Below are 16,621 nucleotides of genomic sequence, written 5' to 3' on the forward strand. Positions count from 1 at the left end.
TGCAGACCTACATCTAGTTTAGCACAGGAGTTGCTTTTATCTGAAGATATTCCCTCCACCTGCAGAGCAGGTGGTTTATTTTTACTGTGACACAAAAAAACAGAAGGCCGGCACGGTAACGTGCGCCTTCTGCTGTGGTGTCAATATAAAAAAAAGACAACAAAAGGCCGCAGACAAAACACTGTCTGCGACCCTAAAGATCATAAAGCAGAATCTATGGTTTCATAGATTCCCTTTTCTTATCAGGCTCCGCACAATGTTTTGTGGTATATACTTGTTCGGAGCCAAACTCAATACAAAATTTTCCAAATAACATTGTACTCACCCTTTCCTGGATTCTAAAATAATTATAGATGGTTGCTGGGATTATGTCAATGCGGAGGGATTCACCACCGGACATATTTTGCCACAGCGTTTCAATACCCATATTTTTATGAGCCGCCCGTATGGGCTATTCCTTACCTGCATTAAGTTCCCACAACTTCTCCGCATTCTGGATGATTTCTCCTGACTTCCGTCCATATTTCAATCCCTTTTCAACAGCTGCGACCAGTGCGGCGCCGCTTCGCCCATATCCCATTGTCCGAATAGTCTCCTTAATAAGCATATCCTTATTCAAAGCACCCTTATTTCCCAAAGTGACACAAACCGCGTTTTTAATTTCCTGTTGGCATATTTCATCCGGATATCTCTTATCATCAGAATTTTGTTCCAGGCGATACATTCTGTAAACATCAGGATCCTGATCCTTTTTCCAGATAAACTTCACACCCGCCTGCTTATTCGTTCTGGATACAGTTTTCTTAAGAGCCTTTTCGGCTGCTTCAAGCGTCTGAGCACTGGAGCGTCCGATATCAAAGGAACGGAGCATTTTTTTAACCAGCCGGTCATAGTTTATGGGCGCCTCCGCGTCAATGATCTGCTGAAGCTTTGCAGTGATAGAAGCCAGCGTGTCCTTCCGGACAAACTCTGCCGTGGACATAGGGGTGATCTCCAGCTCTGCCGAAATATATTCTTCTACTTGATATGCGATAATTTCCGATGAATTGCCTGCAGGTATTCCGGGCTGTTCTTCCTGCTTTGCCGCAATCCTCATTCCCGGTTCAATCAAAACTGAATATTCTGGATTTAATCGATTTTCCATATGTATGGCAGATGCTTGCTCTGCCACAAGATCCGCTTCTATCTCTACCGATTCTGTTACTTCAGTTTCCAAAGTCTTATCTTCTCCAGCCTTATCTCCTGCAGTCTCATTCTCCTCTGCATCTTTGAACTCAGCAATGCTGTTTTCAGAATTCATCTGCTGTTCGTCAGAAACTTCCTGCTCTGCTATATTACTTACGTCACATAGCTCTGCTGTCTCTTTAATCTCTACATTAATGTTTTCATCCGCCTTGCCCAAATGAGACTCTTGATATTCTTGATATTGTTCATATGCTTCCGCCCTTTGCTGATCCAAAATCTGAAGCAGCTTGCCAATCTCTTTTTCCCGGTTATCCCACCAGTCCATGGTCCAGATACGATGCAGCTTCCAGCCAAGTCCCTGCAAGACACTTATTTGAGCAACCTCCCGATCCTTTGTATTCACAGACTGTTTGTAGGAGTCACCGTCCAGCATAATCCCAAGCAGGTACTCTTCTTCCTTGTAAGGATTAATCACTGCAATATCTACCTTAAACTTAGAGTGGCCCACCGCCTTCTGATACTTAAATCCGGCATCTGATATCTGCCGGCAAATATGTTCCATGATTCCCTGGTCCTTCTGTACTCTGGTCTCAATGTATTCCCCCTGCAGCCGTCCCTTTTCGGCAAACTCCAAGAAATTCCTGAGGGACTCAACACCTTTAGCTTTCGTACGTTTCAGGTCGATCATATCCGCTGTCATGGTCGTAAATACAACCATTTCAGTTCTGGCACGGGATACAGCTACATTTAGCCGTTTCCATCCCCCGCCTTTATTCAGCGGACCAAAGTTTAATGACAGTTTTCCATTGGCATCCGGGCCAAAAGCAACTGAAAATAAGATTACATCTCTCTCATCACCCTGAACGTTTTCAAGGTTCTTAACAAACATTGTTTCTTCGCCAACATTTGCCCAAGTATCAAATTCAGGATTTTTCTGATATTCTTCCTGTAACAGGTCTTCAATCAATGTCTGCTGACTAATATTAAATGTTACAACACCTATTGTCTGATTTGTCAATTCGGGATCTTTATATCTTCGCTTAATTTCCTCCACAATAGTTCTTGCTTCACCTTCATTGACACGCCCCTTTCCCCGGTCAAAGAATCCCTCCGCTTTTACCAGTCTGACTCGTTTTACCCTGTCGTTTACTGATGGAAATGTCAGCATGGAACTCTCATAAAATTCCTGGTTGCTGAACGCAATCAAGCTTTCATGTCTGCTTCGATAATGCCAATGCAGATGAGCCTGCGGCATACCAAGAGCCAGACAGTCATCCAGAATACTATCCAAATCTTCAATATCCAGGTTATCTTCATCCACAGTATTTCCTGCAAAGAAACTGGTAGGCGGCATCTGATTGGGATCTCCGACAATCACTGCATCCTTGCCTCTGGCAAGCACTCCAACTGCTTTACAGGTAGGTAACTGTGAGGCCTCATCAAATATAACAATATCAAACAGGTCATTCTCTGCGGACAGATACTGCGCCACTGAAATGGGGCTCATCAGCATACATGGACATAATCTTGTGAGCACCGTGGGTATCTGTTCAAACAAAGACCGAATGGACACGCCCCTGCCATTGCTGCTGATGGCCCTTCGTAATATATTTAATTCCTTGCTCACCTGAACAGAATCCTGTGAGGTAGGGAGCTGATGTGTGAGTTTATAGAACATCTCTTCCTTTGTCAGATCCATAAACTCCTGATCCAACTTTTTAAACTGTATAATCCGTTCATTAAATTCAGTACCGGTAAATCCATTCAGCACCGGTTCGTTTTCCACAACTGATAGTATGATGGTCCTGTAAATAGATCTTAAATAGACATCCAGGATCTGCTCATGGGGCATACCCGCTTCATATGCCTCGCAAACAGGCGCCAGCCCATGTTCTCTGCATTCCATTACAATCTGTCTATAAACAATCCAATCTTTGATGGATGATGCATTTTCAAGAATACCTGTGCAAAGATCCAAACGGCTCTCCATCCAATCTTTATCATTTCCGCTGAATTCAAGCTTCAGTAATTCTGTTGTCGCTGTCTGCTTTTCTTTCACCGTATCAAGATCAGCAATCACCGCCTTAGCAATATCGATACAACTCTTTAATTCTCCTGACGCCTCCAGTCTCCTGATCTGTTCGGCAAACTGGGTCAATGTCTGAACCTGACATTTTACAAAAGCCTGATAGGCTTCCAATTCTGCATTTGTTGTATACTCTTGTAATATTTCTTTCCATTCACAAGACAATTGCGACTTTAAGCCTTCAACCGCTTCCGCTTCCTGCTGATAGAATGAAATATCTGTCAAATATACGGGAATCTTATCTGCCAGCACCGGGAACGAGGCATATGCCTGCATCTCCGCAGTAAGCGCAGCAAGTGCCTTCCCCTTGCCAAAGAACTTTTTATTTGCCTGATCATACTTATCACGGAATATATTCATATCCATTTTTAGGAAATTCTCGTTCCACTGGCTTAAGAAGTTCTCCTTTTGAGAAGCAAACGCACTACTCCGTTCCAGATACACCTTAGGATCCGCAAATTCCCTGTCTATAGAATCTGCATTTCTTATAAATGAAGGAATCTCCTCCGCTGCAATCACACCGCGGGCATCACTGCAAATCCCCCTCCACTCAGCCTCCGATACCGGCAAATTAAGTTCCATCTGTTTTGCAAACAGGTTTACATCTGCCTTCAATGTTTCAAGCGCGGACTTATAGGCACGTACAATATCTTCCAAATCAAATTTCAGTTTCTGACTGTATTCATTTTGGCGGATTGATGACAACGGATGATTATGAGGATGAGTAATGGCTTTTCCTGCCGCGACCAGTCTCTCTAGTCTGTGAATATGATGATCCAAGTCATTTTCAGTCAGTGAACCCGCATATGTATGATCAAAACGTATATCCTTACCAAATTCTGGTATCATCTCATATATATCCATAAGCTGGCGAAGGCTTTTACCGAATGCCCTCTGCTTATGGAGTGCTTTTGCATAGGCATCCAGACTTGCCCTCATCTTACGGATATCCTGAATCTTTTTATCGTAATCTGTCTGCATTCCCCAGACGCCAATTTCAAGACCTCGTCTTAACTGATCAAGAACAGCTTTTTTAGTTGCCTTATTTGAATGTAACTCCAGACAAAAATCCTGTATTCCAAGCCCTGCAAGACGCTTTTGTACAACCTCCAATGCTGCCATTTTCTCTGCAACAAAAAGCACTGTCTTTCCCTTTGTCAAAGCATTTGCCACCATTGCAGTGATGGTCTGTGACTTCCCCGTTCCCGGCGGCCCATGCAGCACAAAACTGACACCGCCAGCTGCCATATTGATGGCCTTCAACTGTGAAGAGTCAACCGTTACCGGCAAATACGCCTCATCCGTGTTAACACTGGAAGGAATTGTACAATCCCAGTCCACAGCTCCCATCATTAAGCTGCGGACTATTTTATTGTGATTAAGGAATTCCGTCCTACTATGAATATCATTCCACATTACAAACTGGGAAAATGAAAAATTACCAATAAAGCCTGCTTCCACCACATTCCACATAGGAAGATTCATCACTGCGTGTCGTATTATTGCAAATATCTTCGGCAGATTCAGTCCGTGTTCATCCATGGGCGCCGGATTAAGCCCCTGGATCTGTATATCAAAACTCTGTTTCAAAAACTCCAGCAAAGTAATATTAATCTGCGCATCCTCGTCCCTCATGTACAATGCATAACCTTTACTTGCCGACTTTCGGTTAATATCAATCGGTACCAGGATAATAGGGGCATATCTTGGCACAGCGTCTCTTTTTCCCTCAAACCATCTGAGAAGTCCAAGTGCCAGATACAGCGTACTGGCGCCATTCTCCTCCATTGATGTCTTTGCGGAACGATACATTTTAGTCAGGCAGCTGAAAAGTTCTTTTTCTGTATATAAAGAATGGAGCCTCCTATGTTTGCTTTCCAATGCTATAAAATCCGCAAATGGTCCCAGTTCTCCCAATGCCTCAACCGGCACTCCCTCCTCTCCCGAAACAGACATGTCTGCCGGTCTTGGCAGCACCAGAAATTCTTCCCCCTCAGATAACGCATCCTCCAGAGTATTGATATCCGCGGAAAGAAGGGGTACGACCGCCTTCGTCATTCTCATATTAATAAGCATATTTCTCATACTCATATCAAGAAGCTTGCGTTCCCACTGAGCTTGCTTTGTAACCTTTTCCTTGTCTGGAGAACGGGAAAGGTTGAAAGTATCTCCTATAGCAGCTGGTGCATTTGTAACATCCTGATCCTTGCGGTCCTCATGCCTTACCTCAAATCCGGCATCTGTTTTTATACGAACCGGAAGCGGCCTGATACCCATACTTCTAGCCCGGCATACATCTATAACAAATGCAAATCTGCTATACGCAGAGACGTTACCTTCAGCCAGAGCAATTGCCTCATCGAAACTTTTTGTTCTTCCTGAACACATGGCGGTGCATTCCACCACGATCATTTCATGAATGCCCTTAGACATTCTCTTCTCAAGCTGGGATGGATCATCCATGATCATATCTGAAAAAGATTCCTCTATGAGCCATACACCAGCAAAGATGTGGCCTTTCATCATAACCATAACCGGATTCAATCCCATAGCCTCCAGACATGCCACATACAAAAGCGTCATGTCCATACATGTTCCCATATGCTGATCCAATACCGCATCAGCCAAACGAATACGCTGCCCAAATGATTCAAAGCTTGAAGGCGGTTCAGCATATGTAATATTCTTCTGCTGGATTGCAGCATAAGCGGCAGCTGCCATGGTTTTCACTCTGTTTGGATCATTAAACTGGTACCCTGCAAGAGAGGGATCCTTTGTCCACTTATCCAGATATTTTGCAGCAAGCTGCAGCATACTGCTGACAACCGGGTGGTTTGGCATTGCAAATGCAGCCAGCAGTTCCGGTGTATATTGCAGTCCAGGCCACTGGTCAAAAGCAAGCGCTATCATCTCTTTTGTTTCTGAAGCCAGTTCTTCTTCTCCAAGACAAACCCTTACCTTTAGTTTGCATGCACTTCTCTCAGTAAGTGATGCAAGATATTCGGTATTAATACTTACTTTAAGGTTTCTGAAATGCAGTTCTTCTCCTGGTTTAATCTTTTCGATTCCAATCTCGAACAATTCAACCAGTTCATTGTTGGAATCTATCTTAATCATAAGATGATCAATATCTGCTTCCGAACCATTTTTTACACAGATATCCCTTACGATATGCGCTCCATTATGTACAACCGCATAAGTAAGCACATCATCTATTTCACAGGAAAGCTCTAGGCTCGTCTTAGCCTTTTTAATCATATCCTGATCCCAAGTCAGTAAAACAGCCGCCATATGTTTACAATTGGCTCCGGCTTTTGCATCAGGGCAAGTGCATTGCATTTTAGGGGAGGCATCTCCATCCAATTCAATTTCCACTTTAAAGTTATCGGGCCCGGCCACTATTGCTACAATATGATTATCATCTGTATGCAAATCATGGACAGAATTACTGTGAATATAATCCTCTGCGCCACATAATATATTCTCATTAAACAAAGTTCTCCAATCCATGATAAAACCTCCCACCCATTATAGCTTATTAATAAAACAGTGATAGACCATCTTTAATTTCTCAAAATAGCATACAATTGGTTAACTGTAATAAATTATACCATGATAAACATTCCTTTTCCAGGACATATCAGATGGGATTTCCATTTTATACCGGTATCTAATAATGATCTTTTTTTGTACATGCTGAAAAGGAGGCCTTATGCTTTGACATTACTCCTCTGGTTTTCCCCGGTAATAATGCTAAAAAATGAGGCCGCCAGCAAATGCTTTTGACCTCATTTTAACCATTATTCTTTCTTTTGTTGCTATGAAGCCGACTTATGCACGGTAACCTTTGCGCAGACCAACTCAGCTATATGCTCCGCTGTTTCATCTGTCAGCAGGAAAAACATTCCGTCATTAGTAGTCATTTTCTTTCGCATATCAGCAGGCAGAGAAGTGATTATATCCTCGTATTTGCCAGCATTGTCACCGTAAATCAATGCCAAAACTCCTGACTTTCGGAATACCCAATCCATTACAGTTTTCTTCATCTACCTGTTGAAACATTCAATCCTACAAGATTAAGTGCCATAATTTGGTTCTCCACTATCGCTTTATTGTTTGTCATATTGTTTTACAGCGTTCCTCCATAAAAGCCATCCATTTATCCCGCTTCATCATGGAAATTTTATCAGTTATGATTTCACCGCTCTCCTTGTTCTCATAAGTAATGGCAATTCCGATGGGCATAAAAGTCTGTGAGCATTTCTCCAATTTTTGGATATTTTTATAGGGAATCACAATATTTTCTTCCAATAATCCGGTTGTCACGATCAGTCGTTCCTCCGTAAAATATGCCCATCCCTTCTTCCATTGGCCCAATTTTCCTATTAGGCGCTCAATGTAATTGGCCTGTAAAAAATCAATCAGCGTATCTGATTCCTCCATTACACCAAGTTTTACAAGGTTCTTTTTCTGCTTATCCAGCTTTGTTTCCTTCATGTCTGTTCCTCCATTCTCCTGATTCCGGGCATGCCCGATACCCCTCCCCCGGTTAAACGGCGTCAAGGTGATTTTCTCTCCATAAGTGTCTTTCCCTCCGTCAGCCCCGTCCTACTGATGCAGTTTACTAGTTTTCCAACCTGTCTCAATTGCCGCATTACACTCCTTATCAAGCGCCTCGGCTACCTCCTGGGGTGTTTTGGTTCCAACAAGCAGTTCATGGATATGTGTATAAAATACATCGCGCACACCGCGCCAGTTTGGATTGTTTGCGGTGAAGTCCACCGTGTTGCCTGCGTTGGCGGTATATGCCTCCTGCATAAAAATGTACTGGCTTACACGTTCTGCTGTGGCGTTGCTGGCGGGGATACCAACCTGCGCATAATTCATGAGTTCCTCAGTGGACATAAAATAACGCAGGAAATCCTTGGCGGCCTGAACCTTCTCCTGGTCCCCATTGTCAAAAATCTCAAAGCCGGTGACAAACGATGTATTATATCCGTTCCCATTCAGGCTGGGAAAATTGGCAACCCCTGTTGAACTCCTGTCCATACCAGGCAATGTGGCGCTGTTTGCCATGTAGATAGCAAGCTGGTTATTTGTAAACAGATCACTGCAGTCAACAATCTCCATATTTTCACAACCGGCTGGGAAATAACCCTTTTGGTAGGAATCCGCGATCCACTGCAGGGTGGCAATCCCCTCTTTTGTATTGAGATTAAAACGTCCATTTTCATCAAAGAACGGACTCCCCTTGCTGCGCAGTAAAGTCATGATATGCGTATCTCCCTGGTCGTTCTTGGCATACATCAACATGGGATAGGTCATCTCAGGCAGCCCTGCAGCCAATGTGGAGAGAATATACTCCCATTCCTCCGGTGTCCAGTTCTGTATCGTGCCATCCTCTCCAACGTACTCCGCCAGTCCGCATTGACGGAACAGATCCCGGTTATAAATCAGCGTGTTTTGAAGGCTGTAGTAAGGCAGCATATAGGTCTTGCCTTCCACCTGGCTCATTTTCCAGAGCATATCATCAACATCTGCCCGCATTTCCTCCGTGATAATGTCGTCCAGCGGCACCACACGGCCTGTATGTATATATCCCGACATGTTAAAGTAGCCTTCAAGCAGAATGTCCGCTGCATCATCCGTATCAAAGCATCCGGTAATATATTCGTCCTCCTCCGTGTAGCCGAACTTCACAACCTCCACCGTGACATCCCATTCCGTGTACTGGGCGGCAAACTCCTGGCCTGCCTTGCTTAATACTTCATAAGAATCGGTAATGCCTGTGTCGGCGTTGGCCACGGTCAGCGGAGGGATTTTTACTCTCAGTGTGATCTGCTTCTTGGCTGCTTCCTGTGTTTTGCATCCGGTAAGCGCACCTAAAAACATAACAATGATTATTCCCCCCGTGACAATCCGTATCCAATCTTTCATTTTTTCTCCCCTCTATTTTACTGCTCCAAGCTTCTGTATCATCTTACTTACATCAATTGGTTTTGCAATAAAACCGTCCATTCCAGCTTCCCTCGCCCGGTCCTGATCCTCCCTAAACGTATTGGCTGTACACGCATAAATAATAACCGTCTTGGCGTCAGGACGATTCAGCCTGCGGATGAGCTTTGTCGCCTCATAGCCATTTCGCACAGGCATTTGCACATCCATCAGGATAAGCCCGAACTCATATTGAGAGGACTTTTCAAACAGTTCAACTACCTCGCCTCCATCTGCGGCCCGCACTGCGGTGAAACCCGATGTATCCAAAATTTCCATAAGGATTTCCGCATTTAAGTCATTATCCTCAGCTACCAGAATATGCAGTTTTCTCTCGTTTTCATGGTCCAGGTGTACGATGTCTGCCGCGGCAGCACTGCCAAAATCCTCCGGGGCAGTCTCTGACACTAAAGACAAGGTAAAGCAGCTTCCTTTGCCAAGCCGGCTTGTCACAGACAGCGTGCCTCCCATTTGCTTCGCCAGCAGAGAACTGATGGACATACCAAGACCGGTGCCCTGGCTCCCCTGTGAAATACCGCTGTGCTCCTGGCTAAACGGATCAAATATCTTTTGTTGAAACTCTTCGCTCATGCCGCAGCCGGTGTCTTCTACCTGATAGGTTGTCAATATCCTTTCACCTTCGGCCGACTGGAGTACCCGCATAATGACGCGGCCGCCCTTTGGAGTAAATTTAACCGCATTTCCCAAAATATTGACCAGGATCTGTTCAATCCTCATATCATCTCCAATAAGATTGGAACAGATAATACTTGTTTCGACCCGAAAGTCAATCCCCTTATCCTCCATACGGCTGCGCATCAGAGACTCAGTCGTGGAAACCAGCTCGTCAACAGAAAACGGCTTTGGCACCAACACCATTTTGTCAGATTGAAGCTTTGACATATCCAGAATATCGTTGACAAGTGAAAGCAGGTATTTTGCAGTTGAATCAGATTTTCTAAGATATCCTGTCATCCGTTCATGATCCCCAATGTTCTGCTGCATCAGATGGATCAGGCCGATGATTCCGTTAAGAGGCGTGCGTATCTCGTGGCTCATGTTTGAAAGGAACTCGCCGCGGGATTTTGCTTCCGCTCTTGCGGTTGCGGAAATCAGAGAGATGCGGACAATCGCAAACATCATTAAGCACAAAACGATCACAACCACCACAAGCATCACAACTGTCATGAGTACAAACTGCTGAGTCTGTTCGCGGAACACCTCCTGTGGAACTGTGAGAACGATACTCCATGTCGTACCGGGCATCGGAATAAAGGATACCACCTGTGCTCCCTGATCTATATAATTAAAGTGCAATAGAAACTCTTCTTCCTGCCCTATCCGGGCGATAATATCCGAAATTTCCTTTTTCGACAGACCCGCACGATTTTGCAGCTGTTCAAAATAGTTGTCGATTTTCCCTATTCCCGCGCTGCGGTCCCGGTTGACAACGTAATTTCCGTCTATGTCAATAATTCCGGTATAGCCACGCCCGTCAAAGCTGTCTATTTTCAGGCGCTCCGCCATCAGACTGATTTTTGAAAAGCCGATGATTCCAATAAACTGAATATTGTCCACCTGAAAGGGCTCACACCGAACTCCATACACAAGACTTTCTGTGATCGTTTCCAAAACGTCCAAATTGTCATAACGCATAACAATTTTATCTTGATCGGAAAAGAGTGACAATACATACTCCTTGTCCTTTTCATTTTTTATTACATTTGAGCCGGAGTATGTATTTCCATCAAAATCCACCAAATAAATTGTATTGAATATATTGGAAATCTGCTCCAAATTCAAGCGATTGCAAACCTCCTGAATATTAGCGCATTGGCTGGTCTGCGTTCTGGTATAAACCGCAGACAGGGAATCCCACGAGTTTTCCAGTTCACTTTGAATGTTCTGCATATCGTGTTTGGATAGTTCCTGCATCGAAGCTACCACCGAGGCGTCAGTTGCTTTGGTGAGCTGTTTCATATAGACGCAGACCGCAAGTGATAAAACGGCTAATGTCGCTATGACAAAAGCAATCGCCCGGGTTTTATTTCCTCTTTTCATAACATCCTCCATTCTCCGGAATGTTCCGCTGGTCCAGATGCACTTCATCGTACAAGCATTTGACCAGAATCTATTATCCTGCAAATGCCAGAGGGAACTTTACGGAAAAGAGTATACAGGGCTCATCCATACAATTCAAACCGTTCGGCCAGTTCTTCCAATACCTGCGCCTGTGAGGAAAGTTCTTCACTGGCGGCAGCCAATTCTTCTGATGTTGCGGAGTTACTCTGCACCACATCCGATATCTGTCCTACTTCTGCTGTAATCTGTAAAACGGATTCGCTTTGATAGTTGGTTGCGGCAGCTATCTTATCCACTGTCATTATCACCTGTTTTGTACTTTTTACCACCTGTGCCAGCGAGCCTGCTGTTGCACAGGCTGCTCTTTCTCCTTCTTCAACCGCAGCCGCTGATTCCTTAATTAACACCGTTGTATTTTTAGATGCTTCCGATGTTCTGTCCGCCAGATTACGGATCTCTTTTGCGACTACCGCAAATCCCTCCCCGGCCTTACCTACTCTCGCCGCTTCCACAGAAGCATTTAAAGCCAGAATATTTGTTTGAAATGCAATGTCCTCAATTGTTTTTATGATTTTAGAAATCTGACTGGACTTTTCACTGATTACTTTCATTGCATCAATCATTTCCTGCATCTTTTTACTGCTCATGGAAACCTGTATACCTGCCTGGTCTGTCTGAACACGTGCATCACCCGCATTTTCCGCTGTTTCATTTACACGTTCAGATATATTATGTACGGCTGCTGCAAGTTCTTCAACCGATCCGGCCTGTTCCGCCGCCCCCAGAGCAAGCGCCTGCGCTCCGGCAGATACTTGTTCGCTGCCGTCTGCAACCTGTTTTGCCGAATGGCCGATCTGCAAAAGAATACTGTCAAGGTTATCGCGCAGCTCCCTCATGGAAATTAAGATACGGTTATACTGACCCCTGTAATATTCTCTCGCTTTCGATTGAACCCTGAAATTCCCTTGTGCCATGGAACCAAGGATATCGCTGATATCCTCAATGATCGTATGCTGGTAGCTGATTAAATCGCGTATGCTGTCCGACATTTTACCCAATTCGTCTTCTGATGTATAGGCGACAAATGCTCCATCAAGTTCTCCTCCGGCCAGCTTTTGGGCGGCATGCTGGATTTCATTGACAGGCCTGAGAATACCATTGGATATATAAAGCCCAAACAATAATGCAGACACAATACTTAGTACCATAATTACAATCACTATAACAATTGCAGCTGTCCGCGCTTGCTCCCCTTCTTCCACCATAAGCTTCGCATTCCGGCCTGCTACATCTGCTATTTCCTGAAGCGTATCCGACATCTGGTCCAGAAGCGGGATATAATTTAATTTCATGACCTCATAAGCTTCCCCACGTTGATCTGATTCCATCAGTTCAAACACCTGGTCGCGGTATACGATAGCCTGCTCTAAGAAAGAATCAACCTGATCCACCAATGCAATATCCCCCTTAAATGACTTCCGGATCACAGGGAATGCCGCACGCATATTACCAAGATGCCTGTTTGCTTTTTCCACGTTCTCATTATCGTCCACGTCCGAATCTAATATGGCATTCAGGAGATCCGCACGCGCAGCCTGCATTTCCCTCTTTGCCATCCACACATGAACCGTAACGGTATAATTATTGTTGTAAAAGGAAGACAGGTTATTACCGATTCTATTCAGCATAAACAGCGCTGTGATACTTGCCGCCAGGCATATGATGATGATCACTGCATATGATAACAGCAGTCTGGCCCTTAATTTCATATTCTGTATATGTCCCAACATAATACCCTCCCGGTAATGATATGATATCACTGTCTTAACAGTTCAGACATGGTTCTATAAAGCACGTCTATATCAATCGTTTTCCCAATATGGCAGTGCATTCCTGCCGCCAATGCCTCATTCATAAAACCCATTGGCTGTCATGGCGAGAATCGATCCCCTTGTGCATTCCACAAAGGGAACTTTTTATAGAAGGAATTAAGCCTCTCCTCAACAAACAACTGCCAAAGTCCGGCAAACACTTCTGAATTGTCAGTTTGCAGAGCATCTTCCATCCGGCAGATCAGATCATCCGAATTGGCTTCCATCTGCCCGGCTGCCATTAATACAGCCGAAAAAATATACCCCCAGGCTACAAGCTCCCTCAATTTACCGTAAATCTCCCGCAAAGACGCGGAAGGGCATTCGCTGGAGATGAAATTCAGAAGAACATCTATACAAAGTATACTGTTATTTTTATCATGAAGCATTCTTATTGTCTGTAACAGTTCCTTACTCCTCTCTCTTTTAACCGATTCCAATGTATAGTGAGTCACATTGCGGACCGTCAAAGCCAGTATCTGCATTGCCTCTCCATGAAGGCGCAGGTTTTCCCGGATTTCAGGTCTGCCCATGATATCAATGTCAACTGATTCCAGACAGACCTTTGTCCCAATCCCCATATAAGTCCTGGTCACCCCAAGTGAGTTCAATACATCCAAAGTCCGGCGTACTGTAATTAAGGAAACATGATACCGCTCCGCCATCTTGGGCAGCGAGGGCAGATAGCTTCCAACCGGATAAACATCCCACAGAATCTCACGGATAATGGTGGAGGCCAGCGTATAACGAACCTGCGGCCGCTTCCGGTAAATTGTCCATATAAACGGAATCTGAGTCTCATGCTCCAGATGATACGTTTCACGATTTAAGTCAATAAACTCCATAATACCCAAATAGATATTATAATAATAGGCATCTGTTTCTTCTTTTAGGCGGTTTGCATTTTCCGCTGATAATAAATCTTCCACTGCATAATTCGCCTTCCTATCATTTCTAGGGGGATAGAAATAACTGATATAACGCATGTTCTGCCAAAAAAGGCCAAGCAATAACTCATTATGAAATGTATTCAAAACGTCCACATACAGCCTGATTGGCTCTGATGCGGCTTGGCCCGCTGTCTTCGTCCCACCGGGGTTTTTCTGCAAATCCTGTTTTAAATTCTGTATACCCTTTTCCCATATTGATGAAAACACTAAATTACCATTAAATTGAACGTCCTGGATCCCCTCCCTGCGCAGAGCAAAATACGTTACAACATTTTCCCTAAACAGTTCTTCCGATCCCTGATAAACAACCCTGGCAACTTTCCGCTTTTCTGTTTTTATATATCCATTCTCTTCCAGCCTGCTAAACGCAATTTGTACGGTATTCCGGGCCACCCTGAACAAAGTGCAAATTTGTGGTACCGACTTCAATTGTTCGCCGTACTTGTATATACCAAAGAGAATACGAGACTCATAGTACTCGTAAATCAATTCATTCAGCTCATCCCTTTTTCCCATCCTTGTCCTCCAGTTTAAAATAACATCTCTTGCGCCCGATATTCTTTATCAGCCAAGCATAATCCGTCCGGCATTTCCTGAGAAAACAGTAATTTCTAAAAACGATCACCCACCCTGCTCATGATGGGTATTGTTTTATTGTACCACTCTTTCAGGAGGGATGCAATGCATATACTAGCATATTCTTACCATATACGCGAAAGGATCCTTATTTAATCCCGGCTAATGTCGAAGTTTTAGAAAAATGGAGATGTTTACTGTTACGCGTATAAAGAAAACAAAATTCCAAATTCTTCAACACTTGGGAAGGATTACAGTCTTGCTTCGGGGAGGGATCACAGTCCTGACCAGAAGAGGGATCACAGACCGGCTCAGATAAATTTTTATTGCTTGTCCCAAGAATGCAATTTATTTCATTAAAAAAGGCTAACCGTTTACTTTTTTCGGTCAGCACTTATTTTATCTTTTTTATCTCTTTTTATCTGTCTCATATCTGTGGAAGAGCCTGTTTGAAATTTTCCAATTCCACAAGCCGGAATCTGCCATAATGTATCTTATACTCAATAAAGTACGATGGATTGTTTTAAATGTTTTCTTGAATTTCAATGCCGTAGTCGGATAGTTTCATCAAAGCCTTATCCATTATGCTGACCTTTTTGCTCATAGTACGCGTATCAAGTTTATGGGCTGCTTAAAGGGAAAAGTACGCTATCCTGTTCGTACTTATAATAATATTGTTCCATCTTTTCACCTATTTGACCGTATATTGCCTAATAACCTTCTTTATCGTTGCCGAAGTTGATTGTTGACCATTAGCACAACGCAAAAGCTGATTATACTCTGACTGTTTCAACTTCATTCCTTCAATCGCCATGGTTCCGGCAACCTGTTTTGCTAACTTTATCGCATCTTTCTTCAAGATTTCCACCTTCCTAGTAGTATTATACCAGAAATCTTCTTATGATACTACGAATTTTTCTTCTTTTTCCATCGGACCAGAAGGTATGTCTTTTTTCGACATAATTCCACATAAACCTCACCATTTGTTGAGGCTGTGATTCGGGTGCCTAAGAAACAAAATACCACTTTTGCTGAAACATCATCATGTTTTCAAACCACAACATTACAGAAAACAGATGGATTATGGTGCCTTACTTACCTCTTTTCCACAGACTATTTTTGTCCAATACCCCGATGGTGGGATCGGGATTCCATATTCTTTACAACTTTGCAGCAGTTTAGCATAAATTAATCCATATTGCTTTGCCACACCGGAGGCAGATACTATATAACTTATTAAGCGCTTACCTTTCATGTACATTGGCTTGAATTGTTTATGGAAAGTGGAATAAAACACATTTATTGTTATTTTATGCAGTCTTTGCTTTTTGAGCATGGTTTTCCAAGCCATTGACATAATCCAACAGCTTTTGAAACTCCAATGCGGCTATCTTAAATCCAAAATGGAATCGGCTACGGTTCTTACCTCTGGTATTGTACCAAATATCCGAATAATTTGATATATCGTGTTAAGTTTTCAAGGTACAAATAAAATCAGATATTTTGTAACGTGTCTTTTGACACCTTAATCTTTTTAGTGGATAAATTTCAGGAGTAGGCGTGACTCGCATGAGTCACGCCTACCCCTGTTCGGAACCCTCTATTTCCCGACAGACAATCATGAGAGAATCTCACCACAATAAATGAAAACTGGATATTGGCTATACTCTATATAGTGGCATACTTAAGGTGCCGAATAAGGTCGGAAGGGGATTGGTGCTTCAAAGCCCGTGCGACAGACTGATTTTCAGCTCCTTAGGTGTACCACTTTTTGTTTCCATTGTATTTTGATGAGGACGCAGGACAGCCAACAGTTAAGCAAGGAGCTGCATCGGCTTATGCGAAGGAGGTTTGCTTTATGGAAGTATTGTATAAGC

At 43.5% G+C, this 16,621-nt stretch carries 7 protein-coding genes and 1 pseudogene; all 8 read right to left on the bottom strand.

Annotated features, from left to right (window positions below; translation table 11 throughout):
• Positions 1-451: 451 nt before the first annotated feature.
• The 8 genes and pseudogenes from proA to ABID13_RS27855 all read right to left on the bottom strand — a co-directional run bounded on the left by proA (position 452) and on the right by ABID13_RS27855 (position 15,603).
• Positions 452-6,781 (bottom strand): anti-phage protein ProA, encoded by a 6,330-nt coding sequence (gene proA / locus ABID13_RS27820; protein WP_048931251.1) that lies wholly within the window; start codon positions 6,779-6,781, stop codon positions 452-454.
• 308 nt (positions 6,782-7,089) lie between these two features.
• Positions 7,090-7,314 (bottom strand): annotated as a pseudogene (locus ABID13_RS27825) (hypothetical protein); the annotation flags it as partial.
• 76 nt (positions 7,315-7,390) lie between these two features.
• Positions 7,391-7,768 carry a PH domain-containing protein gene (locus ABID13_RS27830; protein ID WP_048931252.1) on the bottom strand — a complete coding sequence of 126 codons (378 nt, stop codon included), beginning with the start codon at positions 7,766-7,768 and terminating at the stop codon, positions 7,391-7,393.
• A 111-nt stretch (positions 7,769-7,879) separates the two neighbouring features.
• A complete protein-coding gene (locus ABID13_RS27835) occupies positions 7,880-9,208 on the bottom strand; it encodes an ABC transporter substrate-binding protein (protein WP_048931253.1) in 1,329 nt (442 codons plus the stop codon).
• A 12-nt stretch (positions 9,209-9,220) separates the two neighbouring features.
• Positions 9,221-11,326 (bottom strand): hybrid sensor histidine kinase/response regulator, encoded by a 2,106-nt coding sequence (locus tag ABID13_RS27840; protein WP_082174021.1) that lies wholly within the window; start codon positions 11,324-11,326, stop codon positions 9,221-9,223.
• Between the two features lie 122 nt (positions 11,327-11,448).
• Positions 11,449-13,137 (bottom strand): methyl-accepting chemotaxis protein, encoded by a 1,689-nt coding sequence (locus ABID13_RS27845; protein WP_045091939.1) that lies wholly within the window; start codon positions 13,135-13,137, stop codon positions 11,449-11,451.
• A 140-nt stretch (positions 13,138-13,277) separates the two neighbouring features.
• Entirely contained in the window at positions 13,278-14,684 is a 1,407-nt protein-coding gene (locus ABID13_RS27850; RefSeq protein ID WP_048931255.1) for a GntR family transcriptional regulator, read from the bottom strand.
• Positions 14,685-15,435: 751 nt separating this feature from the next.
• Positions 15,436-15,603 carry a hypothetical protein gene (locus ABID13_RS27855; protein ID WP_003500161.1) on the bottom strand — a complete coding sequence of 56 codons (168 nt, stop codon included), beginning with the start codon at positions 15,601-15,603 and terminating at the stop codon, positions 15,436-15,438.
• Positions 15,604-16,621: the final 1,018 nt, after the last annotated feature.

It is taken from the genome of Enterocloster citroniae, assembly GCF_040545455.1.
GTDB lineage: Bacteria > Bacillota > Clostridia > Lachnospirales > Lachnospiraceae > Enterocloster > Enterocloster citroniae.

Excerpts from the sequence above, each read along its gene's own strand:
- proA (WP_048931251.1), bottom strand. The coding sequence starts at position 6,781 with ATGGATTGGAGAACTTTGTTTAATGAGAATATATTATGTGGCGCAGAG.
- ABID13_RS27830 (WP_048931252.1), bottom strand. The coding sequence starts at position 7,768 with ATGAAGGAAACAAAGCTGGATAAGCAGAAAAAGAACCTTGTAAAACTT.
- ABID13_RS27835 (WP_048931253.1), bottom strand. The coding sequence starts at position 9,208 with ATGAAAGATTGGATACGGATTGTCACGGGGGGAATAATCATTGTTATG.
- ABID13_RS27840 (WP_082174021.1), bottom strand. The coding sequence starts at position 11,326 with ATGAAAAGAGGAAATAAAACCCGGGCGATTGCTTTTGTCATAGCGACA.
- ABID13_RS27845 (WP_045091939.1), bottom strand. The coding sequence starts at position 13,137 with ATGTTGGGACATATACAGAATATGAAATTAAGGGCCAGACTGCTGTTA.
- ABID13_RS27850 (WP_048931255.1), bottom strand. The coding sequence starts at position 14,684 with ATGGGAAAAAGGGATGAGCTGAATGAATTGATTTACGAGTACTATGAG.